Origin of the sequence: Prevotella sp. RM4, from assembly GCF_000701965.1 — a bacterium.
GTDB lineage: Bacteria > Bacteroidota > Bacteroidia > Bacteroidales > Bacteroidaceae > Prevotella > Prevotella ruminicola.
The window spans coordinates 144803-162351 of the sequence record NZ_KL370843.1 but is presented as its reverse complement, the minus strand read 5'-3'; the positions used below and the strand labels follow the sequence as shown (position 1 = coordinate 162351).

18 protein-coding genes and 1 pseudogene are annotated in these 17549 nt (G+C 41.3%); 15 read left to right on the top strand and 4 right to left on the bottom strand.

All coding sequences use genetic code 11. The annotated features are described in order from the left end of the window. Positions 1 to 109: 109 nt before the first annotated feature. Positions 110 to 664 (bottom strand): HU family DNA-binding protein, encoded by a 555-nt coding sequence (locus T499_RS0113910; protein WP_033149443.1) that lies wholly within the window; start codon positions 662 to 664, stop codon positions 110 to 112. A gap of 512 nt (positions 665 to 1176) precedes the next feature. On the opposite strand from T499_RS0113910, the pseudogene T499_RS15035 reads away from it, so the two are divergent. Beyond that, positions 1177 to 1329, top strand: a pseudogene (locus T499_RS15035) (cell filamentation protein Fic); the annotation flags it as partial. Between the two features lie 387 nt (positions 1330 to 1716). Here the strand turns inward: T499_RS15035 and T499_RS0113905 are convergent. After that, on the bottom strand, positions 1717 to 2364 hold the full coding sequence (locus T499_RS0113905) for a hypothetical protein (RefSeq protein ID WP_198021314.1): 648 nt from the start codon (positions 2362 to 2364) through the stop codon (positions 1717 to 1719). Continuing rightward, positions 2318 to 3013: a hypothetical protein gene (locus T499_RS0113900; protein ID WP_033151452.1), complete on the bottom strand. Its 696-nt coding sequence runs from the start codon at positions 3011 to 3013 to the stop codon at positions 2318 to 2320. Before T499_RS0113900 ends, T499_RS0113905 begins: the two co-directional genes overlap by 47 nt. A gap of 134 nt (positions 3014 to 3147) precedes the next feature. Between T499_RS0113900 and T499_RS0113895 the strand changes: the two genes are divergently transcribed. Both T499_RS0113895 and T499_RS0113890 read left to right on the top strand, forming a co-directional pair. After that, positions 3148 to 3735, top strand: coding sequence for a hypothetical protein (locus tag T499_RS0113895; protein ID WP_157054635.1), 588 nt, complete (start codon positions 3148 to 3150; stop codon positions 3733 to 3735). A 324-nt stretch (positions 3736 to 4059) separates the two neighbouring features. Further along, positions 4060 to 4434, top strand: coding sequence for a hypothetical protein (locus T499_RS0113890; protein ID WP_033151450.1), 375 nt, complete (start codon positions 4060 to 4062; stop codon positions 4432 to 4434). A 260-nt stretch (positions 4435 to 4694) separates the two neighbouring features. Here T499_RS0113890 and T499_RS0113885 read toward each other — a convergent pair whose 3' ends face one another. After that, positions 4695 to 5165 (bottom strand): CYTH domain-containing protein, encoded by a 471-nt coding sequence (locus T499_RS0113885; protein ID WP_033151449.1) that lies wholly within the window; start codon positions 5163 to 5165, stop codon positions 4695 to 4697. Positions 5166 to 5311: 146 nt separating this feature from the next. Between T499_RS0113885 and T499_RS0113880 the strand changes: the two genes are divergently transcribed. The 12 genes from T499_RS0113880 to T499_RS0113825 all read left to right on the top strand — a co-directional run. Beyond that, complete coding sequence (locus tag T499_RS0113880; protein ID WP_033151448.1) at positions 5312 to 6559, top strand: M78 family metallopeptidase domain-containing protein; 1248 nt, start codon at positions 5312 to 5314, stop codon at positions 6557 to 6559. Positions 6560 to 6641: 82 nt separating this feature from the next. Then, positions 6642 to 7724, top strand: a complete 1083-nt coding sequence (locus T499_RS14365) for a hypothetical protein (protein WP_052173784.1) — start codon at positions 6642 to 6644, stop codon at positions 7722 to 7724. Between the two features lie 213 nt (positions 7725 to 7937). Next, a complete protein-coding gene (locus T499_RS0113870; protein WP_033151447.1) occupies positions 7938 to 9320 on the top strand; it encodes an ATP-binding protein in 1383 nt (460 codons plus the stop codon). Positions 9321 to 9571: 251 nt separating this feature from the next. Beyond that, the gene (locus tag T499_RS0113865; RefSeq protein WP_033151446.1) at positions 9572 to 10297 is read left to right on the top strand and encodes a hypothetical protein; all 726 of its coding nucleotides are present in this window, start codon (positions 9572 to 9574) and stop codon (positions 10295 to 10297) included. 102 nt (positions 10298 to 10399) lie between these two features. Further along, a complete protein-coding gene (locus tag T499_RS0113860; RefSeq protein WP_052173782.1) occupies positions 10400 to 11260 on the top strand; it encodes a DNA-methyltransferase in 861 nt (286 codons plus the stop codon). A 656-nt stretch (positions 11261 to 11916) separates the two neighbouring features. Next, the gene (locus tag T499_RS0113855; protein ID WP_157054634.1) at positions 11917 to 12795 is read left to right on the top strand and encodes a hypothetical protein; all 879 of its coding nucleotides are present in this window, start codon (positions 11917 to 11919) and stop codon (positions 12793 to 12795) included. A 192-nt stretch (positions 12796 to 12987) separates the two neighbouring features. Further along, complete coding sequence (locus T499_RS0113850) at positions 12988 to 13641, top strand: hypothetical protein (RefSeq protein ID WP_033151444.1); 654 nt, start codon at positions 12988 to 12990, stop codon at positions 13639 to 13641. Between the two features lie 161 nt (positions 13642 to 13802). Beyond that, complete coding sequence (locus tag T499_RS0113845) at positions 13803 to 14171, top strand: hypothetical protein (protein WP_033151443.1); 369 nt, start codon at positions 13803 to 13805, stop codon at positions 14169 to 14171. 4 nt (positions 14172 to 14175) lie between these two features. Then, on the top strand, positions 14176 to 14433 hold the full coding sequence (locus tag T499_RS0113840; RefSeq protein WP_013064831.1) for a hypothetical protein: 258 nt from the start codon (positions 14176 to 14178) through the stop codon (positions 14431 to 14433). 57 nt (positions 14434 to 14490) lie between these two features. Continuing rightward, positions 14491 to 14805: a hypothetical protein gene (locus tag T499_RS0113835; protein WP_157054633.1), complete on the top strand. Its 315-nt coding sequence runs from the start codon at positions 14491 to 14493 to the stop codon at positions 14803 to 14805. A 17-nt stretch (positions 14806 to 14822) separates the two neighbouring features. After that, on the top strand, positions 14823 to 15266 hold the full coding sequence (locus T499_RS0113830) for a hypothetical protein (protein ID WP_033149432.1): 444 nt from the start codon (positions 14823 to 14825) through the stop codon (positions 15264 to 15266). A 13-nt stretch (positions 15267 to 15279) separates the two neighbouring features. Next, positions 15280 to 17549: BT4734/BF3469 family protein (locus T499_RS0113825; protein ID WP_084163216.1), on the top strand; the 2270-nt coding region annotated here is incomplete at its 3' end.

The following is a 17549-nucleotide window of genomic DNA, read 5'->3' as shown; positions in this document are numbered from 1 at the left end:
AAACTTTAATGTCTCTTTCTTTGTCATAATGGTTAATCTTTAAAAGGTTATTACTCAATGGTCAATGGTTAATGGTCAATGGAATAGGGTGGGGCCTAAGCCCCAGCCCTTAGTCTCCGATAGGCTCGTGGCTTCCACCACCGCTATTGCCACCGCCGCTATTTCCGCCGCCTCCGGTGTTTCCACCGGTATTGCCGCCCTGGCTTCTACCACCGCCGTTGGTGGTCTTCTCACCATCGCCGCTCAGCAGACTCTCGGCATTCACAAACTCGGCCTTCTTCAGGAACTCACGACTTGAGATGTTCATCTCCTGCTCCTGCTCAGGCATGAATCGGATGTGGAGAGCCTTCAGGTTCTTACCCACATTAAACTCCTCCTTCTTGGGAGCACCGCCGGGCTCATTCTCCAGGGTAGTGAAGAAGGTACCCAGTCCGTCGATCTTCACTCGCTTGCTCTCCAGCAGCATCTCAACCAGACAGCTACGGAACTTCTCCAGCACACCAAATACTACATCCTGCGTATAAACGCTACCGTGCTCACTGATGTGCTTTGCCAGCTTGCGGGTGTTCAGGGTTTCAATACTCTTGCTGTGGGCGAACCACTTGCCAAATACCTGCGACTTATTGTTCTTGTTCTGTCGCAACTCATAAAAAATCTTTGCCATACTCTAATACTTTTTAATTTTAATGGTTAATACTAATGTTAATTACTCTCGTGTGTCTCAATCCACGTGTGCACTTTGTTTCTTTTTGACGATGCAAAGGTACAAATAAAAATGTTACCCTCCAAACGTTTTTTGGACCTTGTTTTTTATTGTAAATTAATATTACTTCACAAATAATGTATCTATCAGCAATCCTCGAGATACAGCCAAGCTATCTAAAAGAAAGTTCGGCAGTTTTTACAAAAATCTCGTAAACTATCTACCAGATTCTGACGTACCACTCAAAATGCCCTGCTGGCGGGCTGGAATGGTACATTAGTTCATTAGTTCATTTTGTAAAGTTTAGTAGCGCATCTGTGGGCTCTTATTGCTTTATATAATTTATATATATTATAATATATATAAATTTAATATATAATATAGAATAAATATAGTCTCCACCTCCCGTTACCCTCTCTCGTTCTCCTGCTTGTATTTCTTCAGATTGGAAATGAACTAATGAACTAATGTACCATTACCAGACCACACAGGAGAATATCTCAATGCATATCTCCAATATCTACGCAGATGGAGAACTCGATAAAGAGGGAACTTATAAGAAATTCTTATTAGTTCGTCAAGAGGGCAAACGCCAGGTGCGTCGAAACATCGACCACTACAAAGTACCTCGAAAATTTGGAAATTCAAGAAGGAGCATGTACCTTTGTACCGCAAACCCTGAATATGATTGAACGGCTTTCCGCGGAGCCTATTCAACAAAAACAAGGGTTAAGAGAGAATTATTCAACCTCTGTCAGGGATAAGGATTAAGGTACCAAAAGAGCATTCAACCTATGGCAGGGTTAAGTTAAAAACCATTCAACTTATTTTAGGGAAGTACATTACACTTCTAAACCCGTAAAAATGGTCACAAAAATGGTCACAAAAATGGTCATGAGGGTGACCGGAAACCATCACAAAAACCACCTAAATTGACGGTTATTCTTCAATAACAGACAAACTTGACCACTAACTTGACCACTAACTTGACCACTAACGTGATTTGTACTTCCCTAGAAAAAGATGGTGCCTTGGGGATGGTTGCGATTATAATCTTCTATTTGCCTATTTTTTCTAACTAGTTCGCTTGCCATTCTGTATACACCAATGGCTTCTTCTGCTATCTGACCTTTATTGTCGATAAGATTTGCAGTCAACGAGAGTGTGATATAGGTCGTCCCTTTATCTACAATCTTTATATTAACGACAACATCCCAAAGTGGATTATGTATTTTATACTGATTAGTGATTTTATCCTTTAAAACTTTCCATTGTGGTTTGATCACCACTACGCCATATTCTTCCATTTCTTTGGCAATGCCTAAAAATGAATCTGATAAGCTGTTCGGAAATGAAGAAAACTCCATTCTTACTGCTATTTGAGTGATGGATATTCCTTTAAGTAACAGAGTTGCCCTTGTTAAATAATTGGTGCCGTCATCATTAATGGTTTTTGAAAACTCCCCATCATTTAAATGCCCCCATTCTTCTGATGTAATTCCTTTTTGGGTTAATATGACACGTTGCTCATTATTGCTGTCACCCAACATTACATCACAAATAGATAGATTCCCATTCGTTATATTGAATAAATCCCTTAACCGCATAGCTCTATTAATAAATAATACCACAATGATAATGAAACAGAACATCTTCTTCAAAATCTTCCAATAGATATACTCTTTCGTTGAAGAAGTTTATATTAGCATTTTCTCTTACTAGTCCTTGCCATTCATTCCAATAACAACAGGACACAATTGCTTGAGTACCTTGAATACGAACCCAAGGCGATACATCTTTATCAAAGTCTTTTAATAAAGGTTTCCGTTTTAAATCAAGCCAATGGTATTTGTCTTTTATTTGATCATGAGAGAATATAAGTTCTCGTTTGGTATAATACAGCATACCTGAAAATGGTAATACCGTTTTGGCTATGCTTAACAGATATGCTTGCCATGCTCCCATAGCTGTTTTGTCGATGGTAAGATGGTTAAAAATGTCGAAAATAAACTTTAAATAGCGCATATTTTGGTAATGGTATACCATTCCGACACTCTTGTCTGGTCTTCTCATAATCGGCTCTTCATCTCCCTGATAACAATGAAACCATGATTGGTCACAAGCATGCGTTGGCGCATCGAAGGGTGCAGGCTCTTCAATGTAGATTCCTAAATGGTAATAAGGGTCCAGATGTACGCAATCAAGTATGTCGAGGATATGAGATACATTCTCAGAATGTTTCATATCCAAGTTGTTGAGAGCATCGATATATGCCCTTCCTACTTCTATTAGCAGTTCTGTTTGATTCATACCTTATGTTCTTTGCTGCAAAGATAGCGATTATTCTTTATAATTTTTAATTTTATTGTTTTGCAAGCCTTGCAATCGATTATTACTTGTTACATAAACTTCTCTTATTTATCTTTGCAGCAAAAATTGAAGTTATGAATTGGTGGCATTATTTGATTGGTTATTATGTTCTTTGTCTTCTTATTTGTGTTTGTATAGCTTTATATAATACAAATAAGAGGGATAATAAAGACGATTGGGGTACTAAAAACTTGATTAGATTATTAGTATTTGGTCCGTTTGTTCTACCAATAGGAGCCTTTTTGTTAGGTGTCTCTGGATTAATGGAATTCCAAAAGAAACGAAAGAAGAAACATGAGTTTATTGCAAAGTATGGTTTTAGCCCTGATGAGCATTATGAGTGCTTCTCGATGATGGGAGGAGTAGGTGTTATTGTGTGCGAAGAGTGTGGCTACAAAGAGAAAATTGTTAGTTTCATCCATGGCTTTCGTCATAGCGATACTGGAAGGCAGTGTCCTAACTGTTATGCTTTCACATCAGAACATAATGTGAGCGATAATGATTATTCTTTTGGAAAATCAGAATCTGATTTTCTATGTCCCCGTTGTGGTACTATCATAAGAAAGAAGGAAGAGTCAATATTTAAGGGGGATGATGTTCCTCTCTATTGTCCAAAGTGCCATAGTCATAAATTGCATTATCATTGTGAGTATATAACATAAAAAAGGAGAAAAAACTAGGGTGTATATGTCCGGAGGCGCTTAGGGCGTACGGAGAGAGGCTAGTACATCAACTCGTCGAGACGAGCACCCCTGCCTGTCGTAGGTGACTACGACAGGCTTTTTGAAAGAAAAGTTTCGGAATGTTTGCTGCGACTCCCCTATGAGGGCGAACGTACAACCTACAACCCGAAACTTCTATCTACTTGCAAAGATAATAATTCTTTTCTAATTCATCAAACTTTGTTGAATTGCAAGCCTTGCAGTCGATTTTTTCTTGTTTGTTCAATTCATAATACTTATCTTTGCGGCAAAAGATTATTTATCATGGAAAAAGAAAATGTAATTGTAATGTGTGCAGAAGATACTTATTCTGATTTATTTTGGGATGAAGATGGTGCGGGGATTGGGGATTATGATTCATTTTTCATAGGGAATGAAGAATATTCAACATCGTCGATTGTAGGTATAAAAGAGTGGTTCATGCAAGCTGACAAGTATGATCCATTCACACATGTGACAGAGTTCACGACAGAAGGAATGGAAGAATGGATTAACCAAGGTTACGAATTTGCAAAACAATTACGAACAATAATCCCCAAAGATATAGATTTGTATTATGGTTATTGGCATCAGTTTGGCGATGATGAATGGGTATGGTGCAAGGCACATATATCGAATTATAAATTCCACCAGGAGTAGAAAGTCGGTTTCTACCGGGTACTGATATTTTGCATGGTATTGCATAATTGTCACTATGACTGATGGGGTATTACCGCTCCCCGAGGTATTATGAAACAGATGATGAGATACAAGGGTCCCATTCTCATCCTTGAAGGTGCTTTGGTGGAGAAGTGTAGCACCTTTCTGTTTTTTTCTTTTCCTCTTGCAGGTCCTTGCGCCTGCGCTTCTGGATCTCCTCCCAGCTTGTTATCGGCATTTTGTTTACCATACTTCTTATTTCACCATGTCTTATATGGATGCTTACGTAGTTGAGTGTTGAAGTATCTCCTGTCGCCAGTTACTTCTTGTCCTATATAGCTAGGAATTGCTACCTGTTCATCAACAGCCGATAGCTCCACTTCTGCCATTACCAATCCCTCATTATCACCAAAGAATTCATCAACCTCAAAGGTGTGTTTACCACTTTTTACCAACCATCGCACCTTGTCGATAACGCCTGGTTCGCATATCTTCATGAGTTGCTTTCCTTCTTCTAGTTCGATTTCAATCTCAAATTCGTTGCAAGGTAACCCACCTTCAGGGGTAGGGCTTTTAATTGTAAGGTAAGCACGATCATCTCGAATACGTACTCTTACTGTTCTTTTGCCATCATTACAGATATATCCCTGTACGATATGACTATGGCTGCATGACTCTTTCTTATATGAGTCATTCAATACTATGAATTTACGTTCGATTTCAAGAGGCATAATCCCAATGTTTTATTGTTAATACTCTTTTTGCCTGCAAAAATAAGAATATTTGGGTGCTTTCCAAAGTATTTTCGCTCTGCAAGGCTTGTAAACAGTACTACTTTGCTGATAATTTACTATATTTGCATCCAAAAAGATGAATTATGGCTTATAACAAACAAATTGAAGATATTGCTGAAAAGTATGGTATTTCAACAGATTTGTTGAAAATTGCAAGAGAATACGCTTTGAGTATAATTTTCCATACTCGTAGTTTTATGGATTTTGCACTGTCAATGATGGACTATTTAGGGGAAGACATTTGCTGTATTTGCAAGGAGCTTTACTGTGAGTTTTATCAAGTTGCCTTTACAAACGGGTTCCATCTTGATGGGAGTGAAGTTGTCGATAGTTTTAGTTTAGACTATTTGGTTAATTGCTATTATAAGGAAAAAGAGAATAAACTCAAAGCAGAAAAAAAGAGAGAGGAAGAATTCAAAAGTAACGTTGATGAGCTTCAGTTCTTGGTTGAGCAATGTCGAAGTTCTAAAAGATTTAAGGAAATGCTCGATTTCGTTGGTAAGTTTGGATATCTTGCACCATATAATGCTATGCTTGTTGACATGCAATTGCCAGGAGCAAAACTTGTTTTAACAGGTAAGAAATGGAGAGAATATGGTAGAAAAGTAAAGCCTAATGCACAAAAATTGATTACACTTTTTCCTTTTGGTCCAATCCAATGTATGTTTGATATATCTGGTACAGAACCTATTGAAGGTGTGAAGGCAAAAGAAGATGCTGAATTGTTAAAAGAATGGGATGAGATCCTAAAGAAAGTGGAAGGAAATATCAAACCAGAGTTACTAAAGCAGCTTATCAACAATCTGCCATCGTATGGTGTTTACTATGACGATTCTTTCTTGGCTGCTAATACATATGGTGGCTATTTAATGCCATATAAGCATGATATTAAGGTACAAATAGGGCATGATTTGGTAAAAACAACTTCTCGTTTCATGATAAGTGTAAATCAAAAGCAAACAGATACAGAGAAGTTTCACACAATATGCCATGAGCTGGGCCATTTGTTGTGCAGACATTTATACTATAATGAGCAAGCAAAAAGAAGGCTTGATAAAAAGGAAGAAGAATTTGAGGCAGAAACTGTAGCATGGCTAGTATGTAAGCGTATGGGAATCAATAATCCATCAGAACAATATCTGGCCACTTATGCAAAAGATGGTCAAATTCCATTATGTAGTATTGACTTGATAATGAAAGCTGTAACTGAAATCGAAGAGATGATTAATCATGAAACGTCTATTAAGTCGGGTAAGTGGTATCAGGCTGATAAAGACTTCAAGGCTTTTGTTGATGATGTTATAAAAAAACAAAAGAGAAAAAAGAGATAAAATGAAGATTTAGCTTCTTAGTCAACGTTTATTTATTTTCTTTTTGTATATTTGCAGCAGAAATAATTAAAACTGCTGGCGTATGGTTTATACACTCGGGCTGGATATATTACCTTTTAAACAGGAAACATACCAAATAATCTATACTGAGGGTCAGTATAATGAAGTGGTGAATAATTTTATTCGTAGGAATTTTAGAAAGATTTCTGCGCATTTTAAGTCGCGTGGCTATGAGTTCTGCTATATTCCTTATCTAAAGTACGACCTGGCTAGGGGTGAGCGTCAGCATTACAATGCCCCATACGCAAAAGCTGCCGACCTGAAGTTTATGAGCGATGATAACTTCATCCTCGAGTATATGGTTCATCCGGAAAATCGAGAAAAGGTTCCCCCTTCATTACTCTTTTATCATCCAAGTTGTTGGAATAGCAGTTTTGATGAGGCAGAAAGCCAATTCCAGGGGGTCCCGATAACGGAAAAATCATTCGAAGGTGATGAAGAACTAAAAGGCGTACTCGACGAAATTACTGGTTTTGTCGATGACCATATGGGGCCTAGGATTATGTTCCAAAAGGTGCCAAGTTCTCATTCTGATATCGAGGATTATCATATGGCTGCCGAATGTTTATCATCACCTGCCGATGAGGAATTTGATGTAGAAGCGAAACTACTTATTGATGAAATCAGAGAACGTATAGAGAAGTTAGAGCAAAAGGGAATCGAATCAGAGATGATCGAGAGGTTATTCCATCATCATAAGAGGAAATTGAGTAGGTTGCATATAACTGAGGATTATCGCATATTCCTTGGTGATTATATGGGTATGGAGATTAAAATGACTCCACTTCCGAAAGCTGTATTCTTGCTATTCTTGAAACATCCCGAGGGTATTATGTTCAGTTATCTGCCAGATTATCGCGACGAATTGCTGGAGATTTATAGTAAGGTAAAGGGACCTTTCTTTAATGTGATGACTGCGAAAAAGAGTATCGATGATGTTACCGACTCTACAGGCAATTCTATCAATGAGAAATGTTCACGTATTCGTGAGGCTTTTGTGAGTCAGTTCGATGATCACCTGGCACGTAACTATTATATTACGGGCAAACGCGGTGAGGCTAAACGAATAACTTTACCAAGAGATTTGGTTGAGTGGGAGAGATAACCGTTTTGTTTGTTGTTCGTGCAAAATACAGCGAACTGAGTTTCTGCTGATGATGATTGTCGCCAAAGATGTCATCTAAAAAAATCTCTATGCTTTTTTTGTTATAAATCCTTTGGTGCTTACATTTTTTTGTGTTATCTTTGCAGGCAAATTATGCCTTGTTCTCAATAAAAAATGTACCTTTGCAAGATAAGAAACGAATCTTCGTATACAATGGAATTAAATACTTTGATAGCAGAATGTACTGCATACGACTTCAAGGTAATGCTTGAAGAGAAGAAACCTAAGAGTTGGTTGAAGAGCGTAAGTGCTTTTGCCAATGGCTTGGGTGGTTCCCTTTTCTTTGGCATTGATAATGACGGCATCGTCAAAGGACTTGAAGATGTGCAGCATGTTTGTGAAGCTATCAGTGGTAAGATTCGTGACTATATGGATCCCCTGCCAGAAGTGGAAATGATACCGCATGATATGGATGGCTTGCACATCTTACAGCTCAAAGTCAATGCAGGGCATTACACTCCGTATTACTATGTCGGCGATGGTCAGCGTATTGCATTTGTCAGAGTTGGTGATGAAAGTCTTCCAGCCACGGCAGAACAGATGGTTCGCTTGGTACTGAAAGGTTCCAACAAGACTTTTGATTCCCTTCACACAGACTATAAAGCAGAGGACTATTCCTTTACGATATTGGCGAACTCGTTCAAAGACCGTACAAAACAAGAATGGGACAAGAAATACCTTTTGTCGTTTGGGTTGGTAACAGGTACAGGGAACCTTACGAATGCGGGTGCACTGTTTGCCGATGATTGCCCACTCTGGCAATCCCGTCTTTATTGTACCCGATGGGATGGAACGGAAAAGGGCGATGCCATCAACGATGCAGAGTTTACAGGCAATGTCCTCATGCTGCTTCGTGAAGCCATGAACTTTGTGAAGTCAAACACCAAGAGAGGATGGGAGAAACTGCCTGACGGACGAAAGAACAAACCAGAGTATGCGGAACGTGCAGTTCTTGAAGCAGTGGTAAACCACTTCATCCATCGTGACTATACAGTAATGGGAAGTGAGGTGCATTTGGATGTATATGACGACAGATTGGCCATTACATCTCCTGGTGGTATGTACAATGGTATGCTGATACAGGATTTGGACATCAAAGATGTGTCTTCTGAAAGGCGCAATCCAATTCTTGCAAACGTGATGGCTCAACTTGACTATATGGAGAAACGAGGTAGCGGACTCACACGCATTTGTAATGAGACCAAAGCCTTGGAAGGTTATAAAGACGAGCTGAAGCCTGTATTCAAATCTACTCCAACCCAATTTCAGACAATCATCTTTGCCTCTTCCGACACCCCGAATGTCGGAGACCATGACGGAGACGTGTCGGAGACGAAACTCACTGAGCGTCAGCAGAAAATACTCAATCTCATCAAAGAGTCTCCGACAATCACCGGCAAGCAAATGTCGGAGACTTTGTCTGTGAGCCAGCGCACCATCGAACGTGACCTCTCTGCTTTACAGAAGCATGGCGTTTTGAAGCGTGAAGGCAAGGATAATGATGGTAAGTGGGTTATAATTTCTGTTAGTCACTGATTTGATTTAGTCCAATTCCATTAGCATGACTTTATTTGAAGGAGAACAGAATGGCAGATATGAGACAGACCATCTACATATGGTTCTGAATGAACATATTATATTAATAACGGCAAAAAGGTAGTAAAATAACGTCAGGATTTTTTTTGCGTTTAAACTTTTGGTGCTTACCTTTTTTTGTGTTATCTTTGCAGGCAAAATGGCAATTACATTAAACAGAAATGACTAACCATTGTCAATATTAGACTATTATGGGCAAAAAGAAATATACGCAGACTCAGCAAATTATAGATACCCTGCGGCAGCATGGAGGGTATGCGACATTAAAAAGTTTATACCAGATGGTTGATACATCTGCCTGGGCTACTAAGACACCTCAGGAGTCTATTCGCCGTATTGTTCAGATGTCGCCCGATATTTTTAAAATTCAGCCTGGTTTGTGGGCATTGGCAGAAATGCGTGATGTGGTGCTAAAAAAATTTGACTTAACACTAGGCAACGCCAAAAGTGAAGAGCAGTTCAGTCATGGATATTATCAGGGCTTGTTGGTCGAGATTGGCAAGTTTAGTCATCAAACGACTTACGTTCCTGCCCAAGATAAGAATCGTCTTTTCATAGACAAGACATTAGGTGAGATTACTGATACCATAGAACTACCAGATTTCACCTATGACGACCTGAAACGTAAAGCTCGTACAGTAGATGTCATCTGGTTTAATGAACGGCAGATGCCTTCTAAATTCTACGAGGTTGAGCATACAACAGATATAAAAAATTCTCTTTCCAAGTTTTATGAGCTACAGGATTTTAATGCAGGTTTTTATATTGTAGCTGATGCTAGCAGAAAAAAAGAGTACGAAGATAAATTACATGTATCAATGTTTGCGCCTATAGAGAAACGTGTTCAATTTCTGAACTATAATCAAGTTGTAAATATGTATGAAGGGCTTAAAAAAGTTGATGTAAATCTTTGGTAAATTATCAAAATGATCTTTTTTGATCACGAAAGTTAAACATTGATCTAATCCTATTTTTCTCGATTTTTGATCATACTTTTGCAGCCAAATCAATGGTTGCAAATGGAATCTACAGTCACTCTATCAGGTGTTAAACCATATTTTCAGTCGGATACAGGCAACAATATTCTGTATCATGGCGATTGTATGGCGTTACTGCCATTACTCAATGGTAGAGTGGATGTTGTATTTGCCGACCCGCCTTATTTCCTGTCGAACGGAGGTTTCAGTGTGCAGAGCGGCAAGATAGTAAGCGTGAACAAGGGTGAGTGGGACAAAGGTATTTCCATCGACGATATGTACGCTTTCAACATGAAATGGATTGGTCTATGCCGCGAGGTGCTCACTAATAACGGCACAATTTGGGTGAGCGGCACCTATCACAATATCTTCTCGGTGGCCAACGCTCTTGCAACGCTTGGTTTTAAGATTCTTAACGTTATCACATGGGCCAAGACTAATCCACCTCCAAATATCTCCTGCCGATACTTCACGCATAGCACTGAGTTTATTATATGGGCACGTAAGATGGCAAAGGTGCCACATTATTACAACTATGAGTTGATGAAAGCTATCAACGGCAATAAACAGATGACCGATGTGTGGCGCCTGCCAGCTATCGCACCTTGGGAAAAGACATGTGGCAAACATCCCACGCAGAAGCCCTTGTCGTTGCTGAGTCGCATCATCCTTGCCTCCACAAAGAAAGGTGACAGGGTACTCGACCCGTTTTGTGGTTCAGGTACGACAGGCATTGCAGCCAACCTGCTAAACCGTGATTTCGTGGGTATCGAGCGTGAACGCGAATATGTGGAAATGAGTCGGCGTCGGCGTTTGGAGATAGATAATCCTCTGACAGCCGATAGCTACCGGGCTCACATCAAAGACTTTGATTTTGTGGAGCGAGGTGGGGGAATCAAATAGTCTTTAATCAAGCGTAACATGCTGTCTGTGCTTAGCACAAATAGAAAATCAAATGAAATAAAATTTAATAAGTATGTTCACATTCGCTGCAAAAGATTTGGGCGAATGAGAAAATTATTTTATCTTTGCACTCGCATCCCCCCCACGACGTAGCCGTCGATCTTGTGAGAGTACACGGAGCGGTGATGAATACTAAAAATTTAAGAATATGAATATCATGTATTTAGATACATAACAGAATTTAGTGATTAGTAAGCATGTCAAACCATAAAGAGAAAGGAGGAGTGTAAAAGATGAGCCCATAAATTCTTGCTGAAAAATTTGGGCGTGTGCAATAAAAGCATTACTTTTGCACTCGAAATCTTATTGGAAACAGAGCCAGGTTCTTCGAGATCTCTACGAAAATCCGCAAAATTTCACAATGACTCAAGAAAGCCGAAGGCTACCGGACTCGCACCTCAGCAGAGGCGTGAGCAGGGTGGTATTGCGCTTTCGTGGGTTATTTTTGCGGATGCCCGTAGAGATCGTATCATTTTTGCAAGCGTCTCTGCTTTCCTATAAAATTTCACAGCTGGCCCGGCAAGATGTATTGAGAACTAAAAACCCCTAAAAACTTAGGGCCAATGAACTAACAAACAAATTATCAACGAAAAACAATGTACTACGACATTTGTCCGTGCCAACTCGTCAGTGGCGAGATATGGTACACCAATCCTGATGGATTAGCGCCAGAGGAAGTTCTTTTTGACGTGATCAGAGAGGACTTCCTGACCAACAACCATTCTATAGTGTTTTGCGAGAAACAGTTGAAGCATAGTTATTCGCACAAGCACTTGCAACCTCCTACCAATGGTATAGCCCTGCTGAAAATAGCCAATAGGCGACTGGGCGAGGATGAACAACAGATGTGGAACAAATTTCCCTGGGAAGACAGGTGCTTTGCCACTGTGTTTGTGGTGAGCCGAAAGGGGGCCACCTGCATCTATCTGGAAGAAAACAAAAAGGCCTTTGCTAACGCGGAGGAACTGTTTGACGTGGTATGTCGTGGATTTAACGACATCCTGAACAGAAAAAATCTGGCTATAGTGTCGGCTGGGCGCATCGTGACTCAAAGTGATAACTATGGCATCATGTACCTCTCGGCAGTCATCAACAATAGAATGGAAATGATGGCGAAGCAGGAGAAAAACACGCCACGCGATTTTGACGAGAAGAGACTGCTGGCATCGCAGCTATTTGCCAGTTCGCAAGTGGATGCATATAAAGCCAGCATCGTGATTCAGACTCTGTACCGACTGACACAAAGCCAAACGGAGATTAACAGAAAACTATGCGTGCTGAATGCGGCGCTGGATGCCGGCGTGATGGTGCGTCCTCCATACAAGGCGTATGTGACGGTGTTTGATTGCGAACAGGTGCTGACGAAAAGTAAGTATAGCCGACGCACCAACCCCAAATCGCATCTGTATCAAAACGACCTGCTTTACAAGAATGCCTATAAAGAATTTGTAAAGATAAAAACACTTGATTTTTAGCTGAAAAACTGCAACTTTCGGCAACTTTCGGCAACTTTTCGCACCAATTTCGCCTGCAACGGAAATGGTGCGATTTTTTTGTTGTGTATTTAGATGTGATGATATATCTTTGCACCCGCTAAAATTAAATATATTATTAACTCTGAGGGAGGGATTAGGCCTAAGACTGAACTCATAACTCTAAAAAAGATTATGAGAAAAGAACAAGAAGTTCAGTACATCTGGCATGATGGTGTAAGGATTCGCGAGGATCAGTTGGTAACAATGGCTATGGGTGCAGGTAGTTACGCATTAGCCGAACATTACGTGTGTTCGCTGTTGGCGCATGGGTGTGCGTATGGGCTGGTATACCTTATTAATAAGGCTAACGAGATACGTGAGTACTATCAGGTGCGTAAGTATCCTGTGCCAAGCATGGATGAGGATAGAGTTACGCCTTTTACCAAGTGTCATGTAAGCATTGAGGATCAAGTTCGAAAGAAGTATCTACATATGTCGCCGAATGAACGCATAGAGCTGCTTAGTGCTTGTCTGAGATCGTTACGTGTCAATTACCCCAAGCTATTTAGATTTAAGAATCAATGGCAGGCAATCTATCTGGTTATGCGTGATAGGTTGGATTACGGATTACTGCAGTGCAACTTTCTGTCAATCGCCATCAGCGCTACACCCGATGACTGGCCAATCAACCTGCAGATAAACGAAAATGTTATCAAAAACTTTGGACGTGTAATGGTTATATCGGATGATGAGGCTTATTACGAACTTAAGTATAACCCCATGGGGGACCTGTGCGACACGTTCTGGAATATAATAAAGTGCGAAATAATAGGCAATGAGGCCTAAAAAATACGGAAAAAATACGCATTAGTAAGAAATAATACGGAAAAAATACGGGAAAAATACGGAAATACGGAATCAACCCGAGAGTAATGCTTAATGATCTACCTTTGCATCGTCGATAAGCGACAAAGGTAGATTTTTAAGTATTAAAATAATAAGAAAAAATGAAGAAAGTGAAAACAGTATTGAACCCTTGTGGTTTGCGAGTAAAGAAGTGTTGTGCCAGTTGTATCAACAAGTTAGTAGATAACGATGGCATGAGGTTGTGCCCCATCCATGATACGTTTGTAGAATCGAACCATGTGTGCAATCAGTGGAAGATGGATTACAACACATCACAGGCAGGCGTGTGCCGAGGGCGCGTTCACAAAAAGGAATATCTGATGTTTGCACTGGCCATCCGATTAGGTGAGGGTGTTGAGGCATTGAAAGCCAAAAAGCAAGGCAAACCTGAGCCTGAGTCAAGAACGATCGAGAGCATCAGACGTGAGTATGAAACGGATTATGGTACCACAATTTTACTGGATATATAATATAATGGCAGAGGAATACTTACTTTACGATGTAGATGGTACAGCTGCAAAAGTAATGCGCTATGTAAAGCATAGAATAAGTAGTGGCTTGTATGAATACTTGTTGCAAATTCTGTTGCCTTATTCAAGCAGGGTTCAGCAGGATATGGCAGAAAACATAGTAGATTATGTGAATGATGTGCCAGTGCAGGATATTGGCTATCAGAGCGCAGACGAGGCGCTGGCATACTGCTACCGACTGATTGATGAAGAGATTTATTAAACAATAGTAACTAACCGAGTCAAATGGGCCCAACGACTCACTAAAAACTTAAGAATTATGCGAAAATACATTGAGATTAACGAAGAGGTGCTTAAAAGCATCATGGAAGGAACGTATGTGCAGGGCTCGTTGCACTATAATAAGCAGGCCAAGCGTATCGAGTTTAACCACTATAAGCGTAAGAAACGCTTAAAGGATAAGGTAATAGCGATACTGGAGCATGGCTGGCTGAAAGAGAGCCCTAAGAGAGTGAAGTACTACATCTCGCTGAAGAAATCCATCGGAACAGCACGTATGATAGCTGCCATGGAACGTGAAAACCGAGTGGCCAGCAGCCACCTGATGGATCGTGAGATTGTAGATAGAGTTTAACTTAAAAATTGGAATATATGGAAAAGAAACTGTATAAAGAAGTAAAGAAACTTGGATACAAGGTAATTGACTTTTATTGTCATTGGAGTTTCTATCGTCGTAAGAAAGATAAGTCGATTATGCTGACTGCCCGTAAAGGTGACCTGTTGGCACGCGACATCTTTAGACTGATAATTGGCAATGTTGAGCCAGATGCTGAAGGCCTGGTAATAGCCATGATTGGCATTATGCAGAGCTATAATTACCTGAAACTTGCGTTGCCTATGACTACTGGCAAGGAGGCACAGAAGCTGATAGAAGATTTTGATAAATTATTCTATGGTGATTCATGGCGATGGGTAAAGCACGACCACATGCAGATAGGTTATGATTTCTTTTTTGGTGGTCACAAAGTTGATGGCGACAGATTTAAAGAAACAATCGACAATATGCTTGCCCACGAAGATAGTAATAACGAATAAAAAAGGAGGTTGAATGAGTTTTTGTTATCAGAAGAATTTCAGTAATCCTACTTTGCCCGTTGACGAAGCGCAGTTTTATGCGCTCGTCAGGGCAGGGAAATGGAACGAAAACATTGATAAGTTCAGAGAAACGGGCGATGCCAGTCTGAAGCGTAAACTGCCTGCGTTTATCTTCCAGGCTACGTTTGATGCAACAACATCGAAGGCTGGTAAAACAGGTGCCTGGCGCAAACAGGCTGCCACCCTGTTAACGGGACTTGTGGTAATGGATATCGATCACGTGGAAGACCCCAAAGGAGTGTTCGACAAATGGGGATTAGGCACGGATGAACACGGCTTTATAAATAAAGACGCGGCTAGGAGAATACTTTTGGTGTATATCACACCCAGCGGTAAGGGATTGAAAGTTGTGTTTAAGGCTGATGCTGCGGTAGGTAATCTCATCGACAACCAGCACCTGATGGCTGAGATCCTGGGTGTTGAGGTTGACGAAAGTTGCAAGGACGCATCACGCATGTCGTTCATCTGCAAGGAATCGGATATATTATACATTGATAAAGAACTGTTTACGTATGAGAACAAAGAATTTGCCGAGAAATACAATGCTGAGTATAGGGCTGGTCACAGTGGTGTTACTCAAACTGATACTGTGGCCCACCGCACTGATAAACAGACAGCTGAGCAGAGTGGGAACCTGGATAATCATGAAGTGGAAATAAAGTGGCGAGAGTATGATATACAGTGTATTATTGATAAGCGCTATGGCGCAAAGCTGCCCTGTGCAGCCGACAGTAACCGACACAACGAGAGTCTTAAACTGGCAAGCGACCTGCTGGTGCTGTTTGATGGCGACCGAAAACTGGTGCAGCGGATACTTGAACGACAATCGTGGGTGCAGGAGATTATCGAGGAACGCGACGAGAATGTGGCACAGACGGTGGCATCGGCAGCAGAACGCATGGCGGACCGCGAAAAGAAGTACCTTACCCAATGTCCTTCAAAAGCTATGCAAGAGGCAATTAGCCAAGCGTGCGGCCAAACATGGAAACAGATTACGCAGGGCGAAACGACAGACACCGCCACCATAGGTGAGGAAGAGATTGAGCAGTGGCTGTGGGATTGGGGTGAGAAGATAGAGGCGCTATTCCCTTATTACCCTGCACTGCAGGATGCCTGCAAGGGCTTGAAACGCAACCAATATCCTGCTGCCTTGATAGTTTCGGGAGCCCTGATGATGACGTTGATGACACGCTGCACGTACCGCTTCTATCATCGTCCCTCAAAGCTGCGCCGACTGAATGCCTCGGCCCTGATAATCGGCGATCCTGCCAGTGGTAAGAGTTTCGCCACCCGTTTGTACGAGTTCCTGGCTGCGCCCATTGTGGCAGCCGATAAGGCAGGTAAGGACACCATCAACCGCTATCGCGAGGAGATGAAAACCAAGGGTGCCAATAAAGAGAAACCCAAGAAGCCTAAGGTAGTGGTGCGTGTACACCCCTCGCGAACCAGTAACGCCCAGTTTATCCAAGACATGGTGAATGCTGTGGAGAATGTGGATGGCATCGACATGCAGCTGCACATGCTGACGTTTGATACCGAGCTGGATAATACCCTCTCAGTACAGAAAGGTGGTAGCTGGATTGACAAGCAGAACCTGGAGCTGAAAGCTTTCCACAATGAGGAGGATGGTCAGGCGTACTCGAACATGGATTCTATCATGCAGGATTTTAACGTGACTTGGAACTACGTTTATACCGGCACGCCCATCGCCTTGAAAAAGAAGGTGAACGAACAGAACTTCGGCTCTGGATTGGCAACCCGATTAACCTGCATCCCCCTGCCCAGCACGCACTTTGAAATGATGGACTTGGATGAAGAGGTAGATGAGGACAGCGACAACCGCCTGTTGGAATGGGCTAAGAAGCTGGATAAGACCAAGGGTGAACTATCCATCAAACGCATTGTGCGTACGATGTACGACTGGACGGCACGCCGCATGGCCGATGCCAAGGACAATGAGAGCAAGGCTGATGAGATGCTGTTGAAACGTTGTGCCTACCATGGTATTAACTACTCGGCTCCCTTTATTGTGATGCGCCACTGGGGTGACTTGCACCAGGAGGGCGATTACTGGTGTGGTGAGTTTGAGACAGACGAGATCGACGATCAGTTGGCTGAGTTAATCGTAAACATCCAGTTTGCCTGTCAGCGCCACTACTTTGGTTCATTAGCTGAGAAGTATTTCGACGATAAGTTGCGTGATGCATCAACCAATCGTCGCCA

What these genes read in the sequence shown, in the direction of transcription:
- T499_RS0113910 (WP_033149443.1), bottom strand. Translation starts at nt 664, where the DNA reads ATGGCAAAGATTTTTTATGAGTTGCGACAGAACAAGAACAATAAGTCG.
- T499_RS0113900 (WP_033151452.1), bottom strand. Translation starts at nt 3,013, where the DNA reads ATGAATCAAACAGAACTGCTAATAGAAGTAGGAAGGGCATATATCGAT.
- T499_RS0113895 (WP_157054635.1), top strand. Translation starts at nt 3,148, where the DNA reads ATGAATTGGTGGCATTATTTGATTGGTTATTATGTTCTTTGTCTTCTT.
- T499_RS0113890 (WP_033151450.1), top strand. Translation starts at nt 4,060, where the DNA reads ATGGAAAAAGAAAATGTAATTGTAATGTGTGCAGAAGATACTTATTCT.
- T499_RS0113885 (WP_033151449.1), bottom strand. Translation starts at nt 5,165, where the DNA reads ATGCCTCTTGAAATCGAACGTAAATTCATAGTATTGAATGACTCATAT.
- T499_RS0113880 (WP_033151448.1), top strand. Translation starts at nt 5,312, where the DNA reads ATGGCTTATAACAAACAAATTGAAGATATTGCTGAAAAGTATGGTATT.
- T499_RS14365 (WP_052173784.1), top strand. Translation starts at nt 6,642, where the DNA reads ATGGTTTATACACTCGGGCTGGATATATTACCTTTTAAACAGGAAACA.
- T499_RS0113870 (WP_033151447.1), top strand. Translation starts at nt 7,938, where the DNA reads ATGGAATTAAATACTTTGATAGCAGAATGTACTGCATACGACTTCAAG.
- T499_RS0113865 (WP_033151446.1), top strand. Translation starts at nt 9,572, where the DNA reads ATGGGCAAAAAGAAATATACGCAGACTCAGCAAATTATAGATACCCTG.
- T499_RS0113860 (WP_052173782.1), top strand. Translation starts at nt 10,400, where the DNA reads ATGGAATCTACAGTCACTCTATCAGGTGTTAAACCATATTTTCAGTCG.
- T499_RS0113855 (WP_157054634.1), top strand. Translation starts at nt 11,917, where the DNA reads ATGTACTACGACATTTGTCCGTGCCAACTCGTCAGTGGCGAGATATGG.
- T499_RS0113850 (WP_033151444.1), top strand. Translation starts at nt 12,988, where the DNA reads ATGAGAAAAGAACAAGAAGTTCAGTACATCTGGCATGATGGTGTAAGG.
- T499_RS0113845 (WP_033151443.1), top strand. Translation starts at nt 13,803, where the DNA reads ATGAAGAAAGTGAAAACAGTATTGAACCCTTGTGGTTTGCGAGTAAAG.
- T499_RS0113840 (WP_013064831.1), top strand. Translation starts at nt 14,176, where the DNA reads ATGGCAGAGGAATACTTACTTTACGATGTAGATGGTACAGCTGCAAAA.
- T499_RS0113835 (WP_157054633.1), top strand. Translation starts at nt 14,491, where the DNA reads ATGCGAAAATACATTGAGATTAACGAAGAGGTGCTTAAAAGCATCATG.
- T499_RS0113830 (WP_033149432.1), top strand. Translation starts at nt 14,823, where the DNA reads ATGGAAAAGAAACTGTATAAAGAAGTAAAGAAACTTGGATACAAGGTA.